Here is a 17,512-nt window from a genome sequence, read left to right as displayed (position 1 = left end):
AGCTATCCTTTAGGAGAAGGAGTGTGGAGGCATGTCTTTTGTGGCAGGGCACTTAGGTCTATTTTTTTTGATTATCAACACTATTTTATCTTTTATTATTGTTTTTCGAGAACGTAAAGATACAGTCAATACGTGGGCTTGGTTATTGGTTCTAACGTTTATTCCCGTGCTGGGCTTTGTTTTATATGTCTTTTTTGGCAAAGGGATATCTAAGGAACGTATTTTCGATTTGAAGATGCAAACCAAAATCGGGATGAATGTTGAAGTTCAACAGCAACAACGAGCGTTGGTGAGAGGACTATTTCCAAAGCCGACTACGAATCAGGTTGATCCAAGACAGCTAATTTATATGCTGACGATGTTTGAGAGTTCTTTGTATACTACTAATAATGAAGTCACGCTTTATACCGATGGTCGCGAGAAGTTTGATGCGTTGCTTGAAGACATTCAACGAGCGAAATATCATATTCATATGGAATATTATATTTATCGAGCAGATGACTTAGGGCTTGAGGTTCGCGAGGCATTGGTGGAGGCTGTTTCACGCGGTGTAAAGGTGCGACTACTTTTAGACGCCTGGGGTTCCACTCAAGTGAACCGTCGTTTTCTTGCGCCCTTGATTGAAGCGGGTGGAGAGGTCGATTTTTTCTTTCCCTTATTTTTACCCTATTTAAACCCACGGATGAACTATCGTAATCATCGGAAAATCGTTGTGATTGATGGTGAAATTGGTTATACTGGCGGGTTCAATGTCGGCGACGAATACCTTGGCTTAGTGGATAAATTTGGTTATTGGCGAGACAATCATCTGCGGATTCATGGACAAGCTGTTTATACCTTACAGAATCGTTTTTTGATGGATTGGAATTCGCAACAAAAGCATGAGCTGGTTTATCAGCCAGATTATTTTCCAGAGATCGAATCAGAAGGGAAATTAGCTTTACAGATTGTCAGCAGTGGGCCGGATAGTGAACACGAGCAGATTAAATTGACTTATTTAAAAATGATAAATTTGGCTAAAAAAGAAATATTGATTCAGACGCCGTATTATATTCCGGATGCACCGATTCATGAGGCGTTGAAGTTGGCATTGCTATCGGGAGTAAAAGTTCGAATGCAGATACCAAATAAACCTGATCATATCTTGGTTTACTGGGCGACGTATTCATTTGCGGCAGAATTACTGGAATATGGTGCAATTATCGAGACCTATGAAAATGGGTTTATTCATGCGAAAACAATGGTGATTGATGGAGGGATTGCTTCAGTAGGTTCAGCTAATATTGATGTGCGCTCCTTTAAATTGGACTTTGAAGTAAATACCATCGTTTATGATGCTGAATTTGCAGAAGAGCTGCGAGAAGAATTTCACAAAGACTCATTGAAATCGGAGCTTTTAACGCAGGAAAAGTATGAACAACGTGGTATGCTAATCAAATTTAAAGAAGGTATTGCTCGTTTAATCTCCCCGCTCTTGTAAAAATCATTTGCGCTTTCATGGTTTGATAGTATAAAATGAACTAGCTTGTTTAGTGAGTGAAACAGATGAGTATTGAACGAGGATGCCAGCTTAGCTAATTAGTATGTTGATTGAAAGAATATAAAGAGAGTAAGTATAGAAAATGCTAGTTGGATGGCTTCCAGTATGAAAATAAGAGTCATTTTTCTTTTTTGAAGAATGATTGCTTATAAAATGAGTAAGGAGATTTTTCATGAAGAAATGGTTAATTCCCCTATTGGGTACGCTTCTACTTTTATCTGGTTGTTCGAAATGGATTGATCGTGGTGAATCGATCACTGCTGTTGGTTCTTCTGCTTTGCAGCCGTTAGTCGAAACAGTCGCTGAAGAGTATCAAAGCAAAAATCCAGGCAGATTTATCAATGTCCAAGGCGGGGGCAGCGGTACAGGCCTGAGCCAGGTACAGTCAGGGGCAGTCGATATCGGCAATTCAGATTTATTTGCTGAGGAAAAAAACGGGATTGATGCAAAAAAATTAGTTGATCATAAAGTTGCTGTTGTTGGAATCACTCCGATCGTGAATAAAGGCGTTGGAGTTACAAATATTTCGCTTGAGAATTTGCAAAAAATATTTTTAGGCGAAATCAAAAACTGGAAAGAAGTCGGTGGAAAAGATCAAGATATTGTAATCTTGAATCGGGCGACCGGCAGTGGTACACGCTCGACATTTGAGCAGTGGGTCTTAGACGGCAAGACGGCGGTTCGGGCACAAGAGCAGGATTCTAGTGGAATGGTTCGTCAAATTGTTGCGGATACGCCTGGAGCAATCAGTTATACGGCTTTTTCTTATGTAACAAAAGATGTTCAAACACTGAACATCGACAATGTCGAGCCCACAGATGAGAATGTAACAATCAATCGTTGGAAAATTTGGGCATACGAGCATATGTATACTAAAGGACAGCCAACGGAACTAGTCAAAGACTTTCTTGATTACATGCTTTCAAAAGAGGTCCAAGGGAAAGTCGTTCCCCAACTGGGCTATATCCCGATATCTGATATGAAGGTTGAACGTGATTGGCAGGGAAACGAAATTAAATAAAATTTTTTAAGGGCACGGAATTAATCTGTGCCCTTTTTGCTAATTTAATTAGTAGATGAGATAAAAAGCGCGTCATAGATGATGGCTAACTATCGACAAGGAGGAAGAAAGCGATGTATTATCCGATTCAATTGCCCTTTATTTTGAATGATACTTTTACTAGATTAGTCACTTACCGTGAGAAAATCATTCCTGAGTGTAGTGATTTTGTATTGTGTTTTTGGGAGATGTTCCCAAAAACAAACGAGCAGGCTCGTGTGAAAAATATAATTATTGCGGATGGCTGTATCGATCTGATCGTGGATTTTGATCAAAGGCAGCTTTTTTTCACAGGAAATCAGCAGACAGATTTTGATTATGAGATTGAAGTACCGGCGCGCTTTTTTGGTGCACGAATGATGCCGGGAGCGTTCCATCAATTAACTGGATTGCCAGCTGAAGAGGCAATGGGGAATTTCATTTTACTGCAAGAAGTTTTTGCTGATTTTAATTTGGAAGAGTTTTTTTCTATGTCGTTTGAAACCGCGCAAGAAGCTTTTCAAACATACTTATTAGAAAAATTTTCAGAACAACAGCCCAATGATTTTACTCAGCTTTTTCCGCCATTGTTTGAGTCAATTCCACCGACGAGCAAAGAATTATACGAACAACTTTATTTTAGTCCGCGTCAATGCCAGCGGCTGTTCAAAAAACATTTTGGGTTGACGCCCAAGATGGTTTTGAGTATTTTACGATTTCAAAAATGTTTGCAAATTTTAACTTCAGAGCAGGCAGAACCGGCGGATATTCTTGCTGTTACGAACTACTATGATCAACCGCACTTTAATAAGGATTTCAAACAGCATTTAGGAATTACTCCTTTAGAGTTAGTTGCTCGGTATAGAAAATGACGTATTTTTACAATAAGTTTAGCCTTGAACTTGCTAGAATAAGGATATAAATAAGGAGGCGGTAAAAATGTACAAAAACATAACAACAAATTTGATGGTGGCTAGTGTAGATGCTTCAGTAAAGTTTTATCAAGAGATTTTGGGACTAGAGGTAGTGGCTTCGGTTCCAGCGAAGGATCAGACGTTACAATTTGCAATACTTGCTAAAGAAGCAATCACTTTGATGCTGCAAGAGAAAAACAATTTGAGTGAAGAGTATCCGATCTTAGCGACAGAAAAAATTCAACCATCGATTACACTATATATCACAGTTGAGGACTTTGAGACTTTTTATGCAAATACGAAAAAAAACTATTCGATTTATACGGAACCTCATGCGACGTTTTATGGGGCGAAAGAGTTTGCCATCACAGATCCAGATGGATATGTCTTGACTTTTACTGAATACAAGGAAGGCTGATCGACGATGGAAAACAATTTAAAGGTGATACCGGGTATTGGGAAGAATATGGAGCAGCATTTAATTAAGGCAGGGTATCCAACTATTGCTTCGCTAAAAAAGCAAGATCCGGAGGAAATCTATTTGAAGGATTGTGTAATGCAAGGAGAAAAAGTTGATCGATGTGCATTGTATGTCTATCGTTTGGCCGTACATTACGCTAATCACGATGGCGACCTGCCAGCAAATAAGCAGAACTGGTGGGATTGGCAGGATTAAACTTTCAAACAGCGGTAAGGACAGAGGGCTTCAGCTTTCTGATGAAGCTGCTTCTATCCAGCTGATCAATCACAAAAAGGGCCCTGACATCAGTTTGTCAGAGCCTTTTTTTAAATTAGTTGAGGACTAATATCATCCGCTAACCGTATTTGCTTTTGCAAGACATCTTCTTGCAAGATTCGACACATTTTTTCTGCTTCTTCAAAACAGGGACTATGAGCCGAATCCTCGAAGGTATAAAAGCCAACTAACGGGGCTTTGATGGTCTGAGAAAATTCTTTTGCAAGTGTGTAGGATACTTGATAATCATATTTGCCATGCAATATATAGACGGGGACAGCAAGTTCAGGAATTTCCTTTGTGAGATCAATCGCCATAATGGTATTCCAAAGACAGTTCAAAGCGAAGGAATTACCTTGCATAAATTTAATCTTTTCTTTCAATGTGTAACCTTTAAAACGCAGCAACATCCCGCCGATATCCAGCATTGACTGACAATGATGCATAACACCGATACCAAGTTTCATCATTCCGGCACTTCGTACAGAGAGATACGCATTAGTTACCTCAGCACCTTGATCAATGGGGAATTTCTCCAGTTTTTTAATCATCTTCCTATTTTCATTTTTCCGAAATTCATTCAACATGTAGCTATATGCTAAACGCTCTGATTCTAATTGGTTGCTCAGCTGACCTACACCGATATAAGCGTGAAAGAGCTCTGGATTTCTTTGGACCGTTAACATTCCAAGTAGCGTACCCCATGAATGTCCAATTACATAAATTTTATTTTTTGCGAAGCGTTTTTGTAAATAACTTGTTACCACGAGGGTATCAGAAATCATTTGGTCAATGGTCATTTTTTCTTTTGGAATATGCCTTTGATATGAGATTCCACTGCCTCGCTGTTCCCACCAACAAACCGTGAATAGTTCCTCTAGCCCTGTTGGATTTTCTTGCGTGAAGGCAAATTCTGGTGATCCTGGGCCGCCGTGCAGAAATAGTAATACCGGATTTTCTGTATCCATACTTTGTAAAAACATTCCCTGCTGCACGCCGTTTACTTCCACGAAGATTTTTTCATCCAATTCTTTTTTCACATTCCTACTCCTTTTTTTGTTTAATGAAGTTAATTTTCTTACAAAAATAAATCTGATTTTCCAGCCTTATAGGATTCCGTTAACAGCGTTCGATACTGCATTCTTTTTATTGGTTTTTCCTATTCACAATCGAAGCTGAAAAAGCAGAGTGGTCATCTTTATATAAATAGTATGAATGTATTGGTAGTACTTCACAATGCAACTTAAGACCTAAATAAATGATTTAAGGTATAAAAAACTCTCTCAGGCAGTTCTGTTGCGGTCAAGCTCTGATCTGGTTTACACTTTCTTTACAATTGTCATGGAAGCGTTACAGGAGATTAAAAGGAAATTGATTTTCAACGAGTAGAATGACTTTGTTGGTTTGCAAAAAACCGAGTGGATTAGTTTGAAGGATCAGGAGGAGTAGGCTTTGGAAAATGAAGATGTAAAAAAAGCGCTAACGACGAAATCAAAGCGTGCGAAAATCGAACAACGGGGACGATTTGTTAGCTTTGTTTGTATCGCGTTGATTGTGCTTGTTGTAGGAGCGATTTTCTATTTTGTAGCGAGTAAAGGGCTATCAACCTTTTTTGTAGATAAGATTAATGTATTCGACTTCTTGTTTGGGACTGTCTGGAATCCTAGTGCAACGGGACCGGATGGAAAGCCATTAGTTGGAGCGTTGCCTATGATTTTAGGCTCATTCATGGTGACTTTTTTATCGGCAATCGTAGCGACCCCGTTTGCGATCGGTGCTGCTGTCTTTATGACAGAAATTTCACCAAATAAAGGACAAAAATTTTTACAGCCTGTCATTGAGTTATTGGTGGGAATACCTTCTGTAGTTTATGGATTTATTGGTTTAACGGTGATCGTACCGTTTATCCGGTCGATTTTTGGTGGAACTGGCTTTGGTATTTTATCAGGAACTTTCGTTTTATTTGTAATGATTTTACCGACCGTGACTACAATGACGGTAGATACATTGAAATCAGTACCGCGACATTACCGTGAAGCTTCATTAGCATTAGGAGGCACGCGGTGGCAAACGATTTATAAAGTTGTTTTACGAGCAGCGGTGCCGGGAATTTTAACAGCAGTTGTTTTTGGCATGGCGCGTGCGTTTGGTGAAGCTTTAGCGATCCAAATGGTGATTGGGAATGCGGCGTTAATGCCGACAAGTTTAACGACGCCAGCTTCAACTTTGACTTCGATTTTGACTATGGGTATCGGAAATACCATCATGGGCACAGTAGAGAATAATGTATTGTGGTCATTGGCGTTGATCCTGTTGTTCATGTCTTTAGTTTTCAATATTTTGATTCGTTATATCGGAAAGAAAGGGGAGATAACAAATGGATAAAGCAAAACGCGCAGATAAAATTGCGACAGGTGTCCTTTACGTTGTCTCAGCTTTGATTGTTGCAATCCTGGCTTTTCTTCTGCTTTACATTTTAATCCGTGGTTTGCCGCATGTGTCTTGGGAATTTTTGACCTCGCCTTCGAAGGCCTATCAAAAAGGTGGCGGGATCGGAATTCAACTATTCAATTCTATTTACCTGCTGTTGATTACTATGATCATCAGTCTGCCGATTTCTCTCGGAGCAGGAATCTATTTATCTGAATATGCAAAGAAAAATTGGGTAACGAACGTTATTCGAACATCTATCGAAATCCTAAGCTCATTACCTTCAGTTGTTGTGGGGTTGTTTGGTTTCTTGATTTTTGTTATTCAATTTGGTTATGGCTTTTCGATTCTTTCTGGGGCATTGGCCCTGACTCTTTTCAATCTGCCGCTATTGACAAGAAATATCGAAGAATCCTTAAGAGCGATTCATTACACCCAGCGTGAAGCAGGATTAGCATTAGGGCTGTCACGATGGGAAACAGTGACAAAAATCGTTGTCCCCGATGCTTTGCCTGGAATTTTAACCGGTGTAATTTTAAGTTCAGGACGTATTTTTGGTGAAGCGGCTGCGTTGATTTATACGGCAGGTCAAAGCGCGCCAGCGTTAGATTTTACCAACCTTAATCCATTGAGCGTTTCAAGTCCGTTAAGTATTTTCCGACAAGCCGAGACTCTAGCTGTACACATTTGGAAAATCAATACAGAAGGAACGATGCCAGATGGAACCTCAGTATCTGCGGGAGCTTCTGCAGTGTTGATTTTAGCCGTTTTGTTGTTCAACTTCGGAGCGCGGGCAATTGGGAAACGATTGCACAGAAAAATGACTTCGGCCTAGAACGTTTAGCTCATTCTTTAATGAGGTAGTAAATTTAAAAATTGCTGTAACGCAGAAAACATACTTGAAGAAATACACGGTGTGAGATTTTGAGAAATTCACAGAAGAAAATTTTCAACAAATAGTATGAACTATAGGAGAAATTCGATGAAAGAATATAATTGGGAGGAACGCAATATCATCAGTATGCCTGGTGAAGTTGCGTTACATACGGAGGATCTGCATGTCTACTATGGTGACAATGAAGCCATCAAGGGTGTCGATCTTGAATTTGAAAAAAATAAAATCACAGCTTTGATCGGGCCTTCAGGCTGCGGAAAGTCGACCTATCTACGTTCGCTAAATCGAATGAACGATGGCATCGCCAGTGCTAGTGTAACGGGTAAGATTATTTATAAGGATGTCGATGTCAATGCATCGAACATCGACGTTTACGAAATGCGCAAACGGATTGGTATGGTATTTCAACGACCGAATCCTTTCAGCAAATCTATTCGTGATAATATTACCTTTGCATTGAAGCAGCACGGAATGCGAGACAAGCATCAGTTAGAAGAAATCGTAGAGACTAGCTTGAAACAGGCAGCGCTTTGGGATCAAGTCAAAGATAATCTAGATAAAAGTGCCTTGGCTCTTTCTGGCGGACAGCAGCAGCGTTTATGTATTGCACGTGCGATTGCAATGAAACCAGATATTTTACTATTGGATGAACCAGCTAGTGCGTTGGACCCCATCTCAACAGGTACGGTGGAGGAAACCTTGGTTCAGTTGAAAGAAAATTATACGATTATCATTGTCACTCATAACATGCAGCAAGCTGCACGTATCAGCGATTATACTGCATTTTTCTATTTAGGACATGTGATCGAGTATGATGATACCGCAAAAATCTTCACACGGCCGAAGATCCAAGCCACTGAAGATTACGTATCGGGACACTTTGGTTAAAAGAAGGATGCCAATTTTCAGTACTCAACATATCTATGAAAAAGGAGAAAATTGAATGTCGAAGATTATTACTTCCAAGGACCTTCATTTATATTATGGCAAAAAAGAAGCCTTAAAAGGCATCGACATGGAAATCGAAAAGGGAGAAATCACTGCAATGATCGGACCATCCGGTTGCGGAAAATCGACCTATTTACGTTCATTGAATCGAATGAACGATTTGATTCCTGGCGTTACGATTACCGGCAGTGTCATGTATAAGGGAAAAGATATTTATAGCCCTAAAACTGACACGGTAGAACTGCGAAAAGAAATCGGAATGGTCTTTCAACAACCCAATCCTTTTCCTTTTTCGATTTACGAAAATGTCATTTATGGGTTAAAATTGAAGGGTGAAAAGGATAAAAACAAACTTGATCAAGTCGTCGAAGAGAGTTTGAAAGCTGCTTCGGTCTGGAATGACGTGAAAGATAAATTGCATGAAAGTGCTCTGTCACTGTCGGGTGGGCAACAACAGCGAGTTTGTATTGCACGCGTTTTAGCAGTGAATCCAGAAGTTATTCTTATGGATGAACCAACGAGTGCTTTAGACCCTGTATCAACAGGTAAAATCGAAAATATGCTGTTGGAGTTGAAGGAGAATTATACGATTATCATTGTGACCCATAACATGTCACAAGCATCACGAATTTCCGATCGCACAGCCTTCTTCCTGCAAGGTGAGCTGATTGAGTTCGATAAAACGAAGAAAATTTTCCTCGACCCAGCAAAACAAGAGACCGAAGATTACATCTCAGGAAAATTTGGTTAGTGAACAAGAAAAAAAGAGTCTTGGAACAGTATAGAAATAGAATTAAGTTTCTTTAGGAAAATAATTCTTTAACATGAAAAAGGAGGGCAACGATGTTACGTACACAATTTGAAGAAGATCTGTTGAATCTTCACAATCAGTTTTATGAAATGGGGATGATGGTCTCAAGTGCCGTGCACAAATCGGTTCGTTCATATATTGACCATGACAAAAAATTAGCGCAAGAGGTGATTGATCATGATGTCGAGATCAATGACATGGAAGTCCGATTAGAGAAAAAGAGCTTTGAAATGATTGCTTTGCAGCAGCCGGTTACTACTGATTTGCGTACGATCATTACAATCATGAAAGCCAGCTCGGACTTGGAACGAATGGGAGACCATGCTGTTTCAGTGGCAAAGTCAACAATTCGTCTAAAAGGACTGCCCCGAATTTTGGAGGTTGAAAAAGAGATCAATGAGATGTCCAACTACGTGAAAAAGATGGTGGACAATGTTTTGATTGCTTATGTTAAAACAGACGAAAAAGATGCTCGAATGATTGCGAAAATGGATGAGCGGGTAAACGATTATTTCCAAAAAATCTATGATATGACGACTAACACAATGGAGAAAGAGTCCGATACAATTATCAGCGGAACAGATTACTTGCATGTTGCTGGTTATTTGGAGCGTGTCGGAGATTATGTAACCAATATATGTGAATGGATCGTTTACTTAGCAACAGGGAAAATCACTGAGCTTAACAGTAATCGTAATGAAACTTTTTAAGACAAGCGGCCAGCTGGAATTTTCTAGCTGGTTTTTTCTACATTTAAATAGGAAGAAACTCTTCTCTTCAGGAAGTCGGATGAAAAGATGGGTCTTTAGTCCTATGACAAACGGATAAAAACATTGCATAATATGAATGTAAACAAAAGTAATGTATTTGCTTTTTGAAGGAGGCAATTTCTATGAATGAAAGACAAAGAATTTTGGAATTAGTAAAAAAAGGTATTTTATCGACTGAAGAAGGGTTAGATTTACTCGAAAGCATGGCCAAGGCAAAGGATGAAGCGCAGATCAAACAGGCTGCAGATAAAGTGGATTCTTATCACCGCGACCAAGCAACCAATTTAGTTGATGAATGGGAAACTGGAAAAAAAGCGAAAGGTTCTGAAGAACAGGACTTGGAAGACCTTGAAGCTTATTTTGATGACTTAGCAACAGAAGTGAATCAAATTTCCGCTCACATTGATGAGATTAACCAAAAGAAAAATGAGTTAAAAGCAGCACTTCATGAAAAAGAAGAAGTTTTGATGGAGTTAGATACAAAAGAGGAATTAGAGACTTTATCAGAAGCTGACGATGAAATTCGCGAAGCTGTCGAAGCAGCAATCGATGAATTGAAAGAGCAAATCTCAGAGTTAGAAGAGCAAGTTGAAGAGCAAGAAGAAGAATTGAGCAATGTACAAAATGATCAAAAGGACAAGCGTAAAAAACGGGTCTACGCTCATATTGAGATTCCAGATGATTTGAAAGATCAAGCCAGTGAAACTTTCTCGCAGGTTGGTGAAAAATTGGGAGAAGCCGGTGTTCAACTAGGTCGTTTGATGAAGAAGACTTGGAAATCTGTTTCTGATACAGTAGAGGAAAATGTTGACTGGAAAGACTTCAACGTAAAAGTTCCTGGTCTGGTAACCTCTAAATTTGAACATCAGTTTTTATATACAGATGTTGAACCTACCTTGCTTGATATCAAATTAGCTAATGGTAAAGTGACTTTAAAGGCTTGGGATGACGCAGCTATTAAAGTGGATGCGAAAATCAAACTTTATGGTAAAATGAATGAAGCAACTCCTTTACAATCATTGATGGAACGCAGTCAGATCGAAGTGAATGATGAACATATCTCATTCCAAATTCCGAACAAGCGGGTTCAAGCAGAACTTGTTTTCTACTTGCCAAAACGTACTTACGATCATGTAGCAGTGAAACTGCTAAATGGTGATTTGAATGTTGAAGAGATGGATGCTAAAGATGTTTATGCTAAATCAACAAACGGCAATATCACTTTCAAACATATTGATGCAACAATGCTTGAGATCCAAGGCGTTAATGGCAATATCGAAATTCGCGAAGGCGCGATCTTAGATTCAATTATTGAAACGGTTAATGGGAATATTACTACTAAAGCAGCGATTCAAAACTATGGTATCTCATTGGTTAATGGAGACGTGAAATTGACTGCTGGCCATGATACTTTACAAAAAATCAAAGCAAGCTCAGTTAACGGAAACGTTAAAGTTTCTGTAGGGAAAACGATTGGTTTGGAAGGTTTAGCTAAAACAAGCCTAGGAAGCATCAATGATCGTTTGTCAAACTACGAAGTGATCAGAGAGAAAAAGGAAAAAACGAATCGTTTACTACAATTTCGACGAGTAGCTGATGAAATGGCGAAAATCGATGTATCAACTACCACGGGTAGCATTTTCTTGAAAGATTTCGACAATTAGGAAATAATAAGGAAGGAAGATTCATATGCAAAAGAGATTACAAAAGTCACGAAATAATGTGGTACTGACAGGTACCTTAGCTGGGATCGCCGAATACTTCGGGATCGATCCAACAATTGTGCGTGTGATTTATGTTTTCTTAAGTTTCGGCTTAATCGGCGCGCCAGTTGTATTATATGTCTTGTTAGCATTAGTGATTCCTGCGAGCCCGCGAGGCCGGGATTCTTATGGACATAATAACCCATATTATGGCAACAACGACTACAACAACTATGAGAAAAAAGCGTCCCGCCAACGTAAGAAAGCGGATAAAATCGACGATGATGACTGGAGCGACTTTTAATGACTTACCTACAGCGCTTAATAGCTAATGCACTGATTTTTATTTCACTATCAGTGCTCTTTCCCAATCAGGTTTATGTGGAAAGTCTTACGATGGCTATTGCCGCAAGCTTTGTCTTATCAATATTGAATACATTAGTGAAACCAATTTTGATTCTGCTTTCACTGCCGTTAAATATTATGACTTTAGGACTGTTTAGCTTTGTGATTAGCGCTGGTATGCTGCAATTGACTTCCAACTTATTAGGAAATTATCGTTTTGGCTTCTCTAGCTTTGCCATCTCAGTTTTGGTGGCTATTGTCATGGCGATTGTCAATGCGATCGTTTCAGATCATAATATCGACAAATACGCGGATAGGTAATTTTTACCTATCCGCTTTTGTGTGCCAACTTTTCGCAACAACCTGATGACAAAAATCAAATATGGATAGTTATTTATAGAAACCGGTTGGTTAGCTAGATTGTATACATTGTGAGAGTAAAGCTAATTCTCTAAAACTGATTAGCTGTGCGATTTTCTTCCTGCTTTAGCAAGCTTGAAGAATATTATGTTTACAAAAGCTTTTTTTTGAAAGAGGCTTTTTTGAGGTGTCTATGACTTCCAACATAGTGAGCAGCAATTGTAAGTCTAAATGCAGATGATCTTCATAAAACTAGTTGGTTCTTTTATGCGAGTTCATTAATAATTTATGAAGCCTTTTCTGTTTCTTAGGGGAGAAGCTGTCTGAACCTAGTCACTCCATGGATAAAATGATAAAATAGAGCGGAAGTGTAGAAAAGAGGGATTATATGGCTGAAACAGTAAAAGTAAAAGAACTAGTTGATAAACTTTCATTGGAAGTAGTAACTGGCGATGAAGAGAGCCTAGAGCGGGTCATCACTACCGGCGATATTTCTCGCCCAGGGTTAGAGTTGACCGGCTATTTTAACTATTATTCACATGATCGTTTACAGCTTTTTGGAAATAAAGAAATCACCTTTGCAGAGCGTATGATGCCAGAGGAACGATTAATGGTATTACGTCGGATGTGCAGCGATGATACACCAGCCTTTATTGTTTCTCGCGGATTAACTCCGCCAAAAGAAATGATAAAAGCTGCTAGTGAACGTAATATTCCTGTGTTGAGTTCACCTATCTCGACATCTCGTTTGCTGGGTGAGATATCCAGCTTTCTAAATGGCGGTTTAGCGCCTCGTACGAGTGTCCATGGTGTATTAGTCGATGTTTATGGATTAGGTGTATTGATCCAAGGCGATAGTGGGATTGGCAAAAGCGAAACGGCATTGGAATTAGTTAAACGTGGACATCGCTTGATTGCAGACGATCGGGTCGATGTCTACCAGCAAGATGAATTGACTTTAGTCGGTGAACCGCCTAAAATTTTACAGCATTTAATCGAAATTCGCGGAATCGGTATCATTGATGTGATGAATCTATTTGGAGCGAGTGCTGTTAGGGGATCAATGCCTTTGCAACTAGTGGTCTATTTAGAAAATTGGTCGAAGGATAAAAAATATGATCGCTTAGGCAGTGGAAACACTGAAGTGGAAATCGCGGAAGTGAAAATTCCGCAAGTGAAGATTCCAGTGAAGACCGGGCGAAATGTTGCTATTATCATTGAAGTAGCAGCAATGAATTTCCGTGCTCGCACGATGGGTTACGATGCTACGAAGACCTTTGAGAATCGTTTGACCCAATTAATCGAAGAAAATTCTGGACAATAGAATGATCGGACAAATAAATCGCGTAGCTTTTGAATTGTTTGGTCTTCAAATTTATTGGTACGCGATCATTATTGTTTCTGGGATTGCCATTGCTTTGTGGCTTGCGAATCGGGAGGCACTAAGAGTTGGTTTAAAAGAAGATGACATGACAAATTTCATTCTTTGGGCTCTGCCAATCGCGATTATTGGTGCTCGCTTGTATTTCATCTTGTTTGATTTAGAACCCTATCTCGCAGATCCAATCCAAATCTTTAACACGCGTAGCGGAGGATTAGCCATATATGGCGGATTGATAGCTGCGGCGATTGTTTTGGTTATCTATACTAGACACAATTTTATCGATCCATGGCTCTTCTTAGATGTGGTGGCACCGAGTGTTATGCTGGCACAGGCGATGGGTCGATGGGGGAATTTTACAAATCATGAAGCTTATGGCGGGGAAACGACTCGCCAATTTTTAGAGAATTTACACTTACCACAATTTATTATCGATAATATGTATATTGATGGTGCATTTCGCCAACCGACGTTTCTCTACGAATCAATGTGGAGCTTAGCGGGTTTTATTCTGATTCTGATTATTCGAAAAAAAATTTCTGTTAAGCGTGGTGAATTGTTTTTAGGTTATGTGATCTGGTACAGCTTTGGCCGATTCTTTATTGAAGGAATGCGGACAGACAGTTTGTATCTATTTGGTGGCATTCGTGTGTCTCAAATGTTGTCGTTGATTTTGTTTGTTGGCGGATTGATTTTACTTTACTATCGTCGAAAAAAGCGTATCGATATCAAGCCTTACGAACGTGACAAGGGTGCTAATCAAGCTTTAATTTAAGAACGAGGCAGCAGCTATCTATGCTATGATGATAAAGAAGAATTTTTTTAATAAACGAATTTATGGATAATCAAGCTTATTTATTTTTTAATCCACTAAAAAAGTTTAATATAAACTAGGAGGAAATCTCTGTGAAACAAAAAGTTGCAGTTTTAGGACCGGGTTCTTGGGGAACGGCGTTAGCACAAGTCTTAGCCGAAAATGGACATGAAGTAAGACTATGGGGGAATCACGAGGCACAAATTGATGAAATCAATACGTACCATACAAATCGCCATTACTTACCAGATTTGAAAATTCCCGAAAGCATTAAAGGAGAAAAAAATCTAAAGAATGCGGTAAAAGATGCGGATGCTGTCTTATTTGTTGTTCCAACGAAGGCGATCCGTTCAGTCGCACAGGAATTTGCTCAAGTAGTTGAAAATAAACCAGTTATTATCCATGCCAGCAAAGGCTTAGAGCAAGATACTCATAAACGTATTTCAGAGGTCTTGGCTGAAGAAATTCCGGAAGAACGACGTCAAGGTGTAGTGGTTTTATCTGGACCAAGTCATGCTGAAGAGGTAGCTGTTCATGACATAACAACAATTACTGCTGCTTGCAAGGATGAAGAATTGGCAACATATGTTCAAAAGCTATTCATGAATGATTACTTACGAATTTATACGAATCCTGATGTAATCGGTGTTGAAACTGGGGCTGCATTAAAGAATATTATCGCTCTAGGAGCAGGTGCGTTACATGGTCTCTCTTACGGAGATGATGCTAAGGCCGCGATCATGACACGTGGATTAGCAGAAATCAGCCGTCTTGGTGTTGCGATGGGAGCGAATCCATTGACCTTCATAGGATTGAGCGGTGTGGGAGACTTGATCGTTACATGTACTTCCGTTCATTCTCGAAATTGGCGTGCAGGAAATCTTTTAGGAAAAGGTCACAAACTGGATGAAGTTCTAGAGAATATGGGGATGATCGTCGAAGGCGTTTCAACGACGAAAGCCGCGAAAGAATTGGCTGATGGCTTGAATGTCAGTATGCCGATCACTGAAACGATCTATGAGGTTTTATATAATGGGAAAGACGTACGTCAGGCTTGTCGTGAGTTGATGACGCGTGAAGGTACGTTTGAAAATGAATTTACTATAAAATAAATAGAAAGAGTGGGACAAGATAGATGCGAGTAAAAAAAGCAGTTATTCCAGCCGCTGGTTTAGGAACAAGATTTTTACCAGCTACAAAAGCGATGGCCAAAGAAATGTTGCCAATCGTTGACAAACCAACGATTCAATTTATCGTTGAGGAAGCTTTAAAATCCGGGATTGAAGATATTTTGATTGTAACTGGAAAAGCGAAACGCCCGATTGAAGATCATTTTGATGCAAATATTGAATTAGAAATGAATCTGAAGGAAAAAGGCAAAACAGATCTATTAAAATTAGTAGAAGAAACAACAGATGTGAATCTGCATTTTATTCGGCAGTCACATCCCAAAGGCCTAGGACATGCTGTCTTACAGGCTCGTGCTTTTGTTGGCAATGAACCATTTGTTGTAATGTTAGGCGATGATTTAATGGAAGATCGTGTTCCGTTAACTAAGCAATTAATGAATGATTACGAACAAACTCATGCATCAACGATCGCAGTAATGCGTGTTCCTGAAGATGAGACGTCAAAATATGGAATTATAAATCCGGGAGAAGAAGTTTCTAAAGGTTTGTTCAACGTGAAGAATTTCGTTGAAAAACCAAAACCAGAAGAAGCACCGAGCAATTTAGCGATTATTGGACGATACTTGCTAACACCTGAGATTTTTGATGTATTAGCTAACCAAAAACCAGGTGCCGGTAACGAAATTCAATTAACAGATGCTATTGATACCTTGAATAAGACACAACGCGTTTTTGCACAGGAATTTAGCGGAAAACGTTACGATGTTGGTGATAAGTTCGGGTTTATGACAACGAGTATCGAATATGGATTGAAACACCCAGAGATTAAAGATAAATTACACGATTATATCATCTCTTTAGGTAAAGAATTAAGCGGACAAAATAAAATAAAAAAATAATTTTTAAAGCGTAGATTTGATTCTACGCTTTTTATATTGTTAGTTATTTTAAAAAGATGAATCATTTGATTTTTTAATGCGAATTATCACTATAACGAATAGAATTAATTAGTTATTTCGTTATATAATATTTTTTGGAAATAACAATATTGAAAAGGAGACTTAATGAAAACTTCTCGATTAAATAAAGAAATCGTTATCAAATGTGCGATGGAGTTAGTCTATGAATCTGGACTCAATGGATTGAGACTAAATAAAATCGCTGATCGTCTTGATGTCAAATCTCCTTCTTTGTATACACACACAGGCAGTGTGACAGATCTGCGGCATGCTGTGGTAAGACGTGCGATGGAGGATTTTCGCGAACAATTAATAGACTCATTATTGGGCCGAGCAAATCTTTGTGCCTTTATCGAATTAGGAAAAACTTGGGCTGTTTTTGCGAAAAATAAAAATGCATTTTACACTGTATTTTATCAAAAAGAGTACATAGATTCTTATGAAAAATATATTGCTGTCTTTCTAAGAGCTGCATTTGATCGAATCTTTTCTGAGTGTGAGCTGACGAGTAAGGAAATTAATCAAGTAGAACGTGTTATGACTAATTATTTTCGCGGTCATGCAGAATGCTTCACTGGAAATAGTTTTAACGAAGCAGACTTGATTAGTGACTTAGAAATCATTTACAATGGCATTCTTCAAAACTTCACGAAGGTATCTCAATAATTTAATTGAGATATCTTTTTTTATTAGTAATTAGTATAATTCTTTCTCTTTCATTAATTTCCTTGGGAATG

General features: G+C 38.9%; 19 protein-coding genes. 18 read left to right on the top strand and 1 reads right to left on the bottom strand.

The genetic code is table 11. The features are described 5' to 3' along the window. Positions 1 to 31: 31 nt before the first annotated feature. The 5 genes from cls (at position 32) to IGI67_RS08115 (ending at position 4,169) form a co-directional block, all read left to right on the top strand. Positions 32 to 1,480 carry a cardiolipin synthase gene (gene cls, locus IGI67_RS08135; RefSeq protein ID WP_429957368.1) on the top strand — a complete coding sequence of 483 codons (1,449 nt, stop codon included), beginning with the start codon at positions 32 to 34 and terminating at the stop codon, positions 1,478 to 1,480. A 232-nt stretch (positions 1,481 to 1,712) separates the two neighbouring features. Beyond that, positions 1,713 to 2,561, top strand: a complete 849-nt coding sequence (locus IGI67_RS08130) for a phosphate ABC transporter substrate-binding protein PstS (RefSeq protein ID WP_207109359.1) — start codon at positions 1,713 to 1,715, stop codon at positions 2,559 to 2,561. Positions 2,562 to 2,674: 113 nt separating this feature from the next. Further along, on the top strand, positions 2,675 to 3,451 hold the full coding sequence (locus IGI67_RS08125; protein WP_429957367.1) for a helix-turn-helix domain-containing protein: 777 nt from the start codon (positions 2,675 to 2,677) through the stop codon (positions 3,449 to 3,451). A 67-nt stretch (positions 3,452 to 3,518) separates the two neighbouring features. Next, on the top strand, positions 3,519 to 3,911 hold the full coding sequence (locus IGI67_RS08120; RefSeq protein WP_429957366.1) for a VOC family protein: 393 nt from the start codon (positions 3,519 to 3,521) through the stop codon (positions 3,909 to 3,911). A 6-nt stretch (positions 3,912 to 3,917) separates the two neighbouring features. After that, positions 3,918 to 4,169: a helix-hairpin-helix domain-containing protein gene (locus tag IGI67_RS08115; protein ID WP_429957365.1), complete on the top strand. Its 252-nt coding sequence runs from the start codon at positions 3,918 to 3,920 to the stop codon at positions 4,167 to 4,169. 110 nt (positions 4,170 to 4,279) lie between these two features. Here the strand turns inward: IGI67_RS08115 and IGI67_RS08110 are convergent, their stop codons facing one another. Further along, positions 4,280 to 5,269 (bottom strand): alpha/beta fold hydrolase, encoded by a 990-nt coding sequence (locus IGI67_RS08110; RefSeq protein WP_429957364.1) that lies wholly within the window; start codon positions 5,267 to 5,269, stop codon positions 4,280 to 4,282. A 412-nt stretch (positions 5,270 to 5,681) separates the two neighbouring features. Between IGI67_RS08110 and pstC the strand changes: the two genes are divergently transcribed. The 13 genes from pstC to IGI67_RS08045 all read left to right on the top strand — a co-directional run bounded on the left by pstC (position 5,682) and on the right by IGI67_RS08045 (position 17,441). Continuing rightward, a complete protein-coding gene (gene pstC / locus IGI67_RS08105) occupies positions 5,682 to 6,614 on the top strand; it encodes a phosphate ABC transporter permease subunit PstC (RefSeq protein ID WP_207109355.1) in 933 nt (310 codons plus the stop codon). After that, positions 6,607 to 7,494, top strand: coding sequence for a phosphate ABC transporter permease PstA (gene pstA / locus IGI67_RS08100; protein WP_207109354.1), 888 nt, complete (start codon positions 6,607 to 6,609; stop codon positions 7,492 to 7,494). The genes pstC and pstA overlap by 8 nt, the downstream gene beginning before the upstream one ends. A gap of 147 nt (positions 7,495 to 7,641) precedes the next feature. Continuing rightward, positions 7,642 to 8,442 (top strand): phosphate ABC transporter ATP-binding protein PstB, encoded by an 801-nt coding sequence (pstB, locus tag IGI67_RS08095; RefSeq protein WP_429957363.1) that lies wholly within the window; start codon positions 7,642 to 7,644, stop codon positions 8,440 to 8,442. Between the two features lie 55 nt (positions 8,443 to 8,497). Next, positions 8,498 to 9,253 (top strand): phosphate ABC transporter ATP-binding protein PstB, encoded by a 756-nt coding sequence (gene pstB, locus IGI67_RS08090; protein ID WP_207109352.1) that lies wholly within the window; start codon positions 8,498 to 8,500, stop codon positions 9,251 to 9,253. Between the two features lie 92 nt (positions 9,254 to 9,345). Then, the gene (gene phoU, locus IGI67_RS08085) at positions 9,346 to 10,023 is read left to right on the top strand and encodes a phosphate signaling complex protein PhoU (RefSeq protein ID WP_207109351.1); all 678 of its coding nucleotides are present in this window, start codon (positions 9,346 to 9,348) and stop codon (positions 10,021 to 10,023) included. A gap of 182 nt (positions 10,024 to 10,205) precedes the next feature. Further along, positions 10,206 to 11,747, top strand: a complete 1,542-nt coding sequence (gene liaX, locus IGI67_RS08080; RefSeq protein WP_207109350.1) for a daptomycin-sensing surface protein LiaX — start codon at positions 10,206 to 10,208, stop codon at positions 11,745 to 11,747. 25 nt (positions 11,748 to 11,772) lie between these two features. Beyond that, positions 11,773 to 12,090: a PspC domain-containing protein gene (locus tag IGI67_RS08075; RefSeq protein WP_207109349.1), complete on the top strand. Its 318-nt coding sequence runs from the start codon at positions 11,773 to 11,775 to the stop codon at positions 12,088 to 12,090. Further along, a complete protein-coding gene (locus IGI67_RS08070) occupies positions 12,090 to 12,452 on the top strand; it encodes a phage holin family protein (RefSeq protein ID WP_207109348.1) in 363 nt (120 codons plus the stop codon). Before IGI67_RS08075 ends, IGI67_RS08070 begins: the two co-directional genes overlap by 1 nt. Positions 12,453 to 12,879: 427 nt before the next feature. Further along, positions 12,880 to 13,815: an HPr(Ser) kinase/phosphatase gene (gene hprK / locus IGI67_RS08065; protein WP_207109347.1), complete on the top strand. Its 936-nt coding sequence runs from the start codon at positions 12,880 to 12,882 to the stop codon at positions 13,813 to 13,815. A 1-nt stretch (position 13,816) separates the two neighbouring features. Further along, positions 13,817 to 14,647: a prolipoprotein diacylglyceryl transferase gene (lgt, locus tag IGI67_RS08060; RefSeq protein WP_429957362.1), complete on the top strand. Its 831-nt coding sequence runs from the start codon at positions 13,817 to 13,819 to the stop codon at positions 14,645 to 14,647. A gap of 131 nt (positions 14,648 to 14,778) precedes the next feature. Continuing rightward, positions 14,779 to 15,798, top strand: coding sequence for an NAD(P)H-dependent glycerol-3-phosphate dehydrogenase (locus tag IGI67_RS08055; RefSeq protein WP_429957361.1), 1,020 nt, complete (start codon positions 14,779 to 14,781; stop codon positions 15,796 to 15,798). A 23-nt stretch (positions 15,799 to 15,821) separates the two neighbouring features. Beyond that, positions 15,822 to 16,715 carry a UTP--glucose-1-phosphate uridylyltransferase GalU gene (gene galU / locus IGI67_RS08050; RefSeq protein WP_207109344.1) on the top strand — a complete coding sequence of 298 codons (894 nt, stop codon included), beginning with the start codon at positions 15,822 to 15,824 and terminating at the stop codon, positions 16,713 to 16,715. A 165-nt stretch (positions 16,716 to 16,880) separates the two neighbouring features. Then, complete coding sequence (locus IGI67_RS08045) at positions 16,881 to 17,441, top strand: TetR/AcrR family transcriptional regulator (protein WP_429957360.1); 561 nt, start codon at positions 16,881 to 16,883, stop codon at positions 17,439 to 17,441. Positions 17,442 to 17,512: the final 71 nt, after the last annotated feature.

Source organism: Enterococcus sp. AZ196, from assembly GCF_050498845.1.
In the GTDB taxonomy this organism is placed as follows: domain Bacteria; phylum Bacillota; class Bacilli; order Lactobacillales; family Enterococcaceae; genus Enterococcus_A; species Enterococcus_A murrayae.
This window is presented reverse-complemented; position numbering and strand designations above follow the sequence as displayed.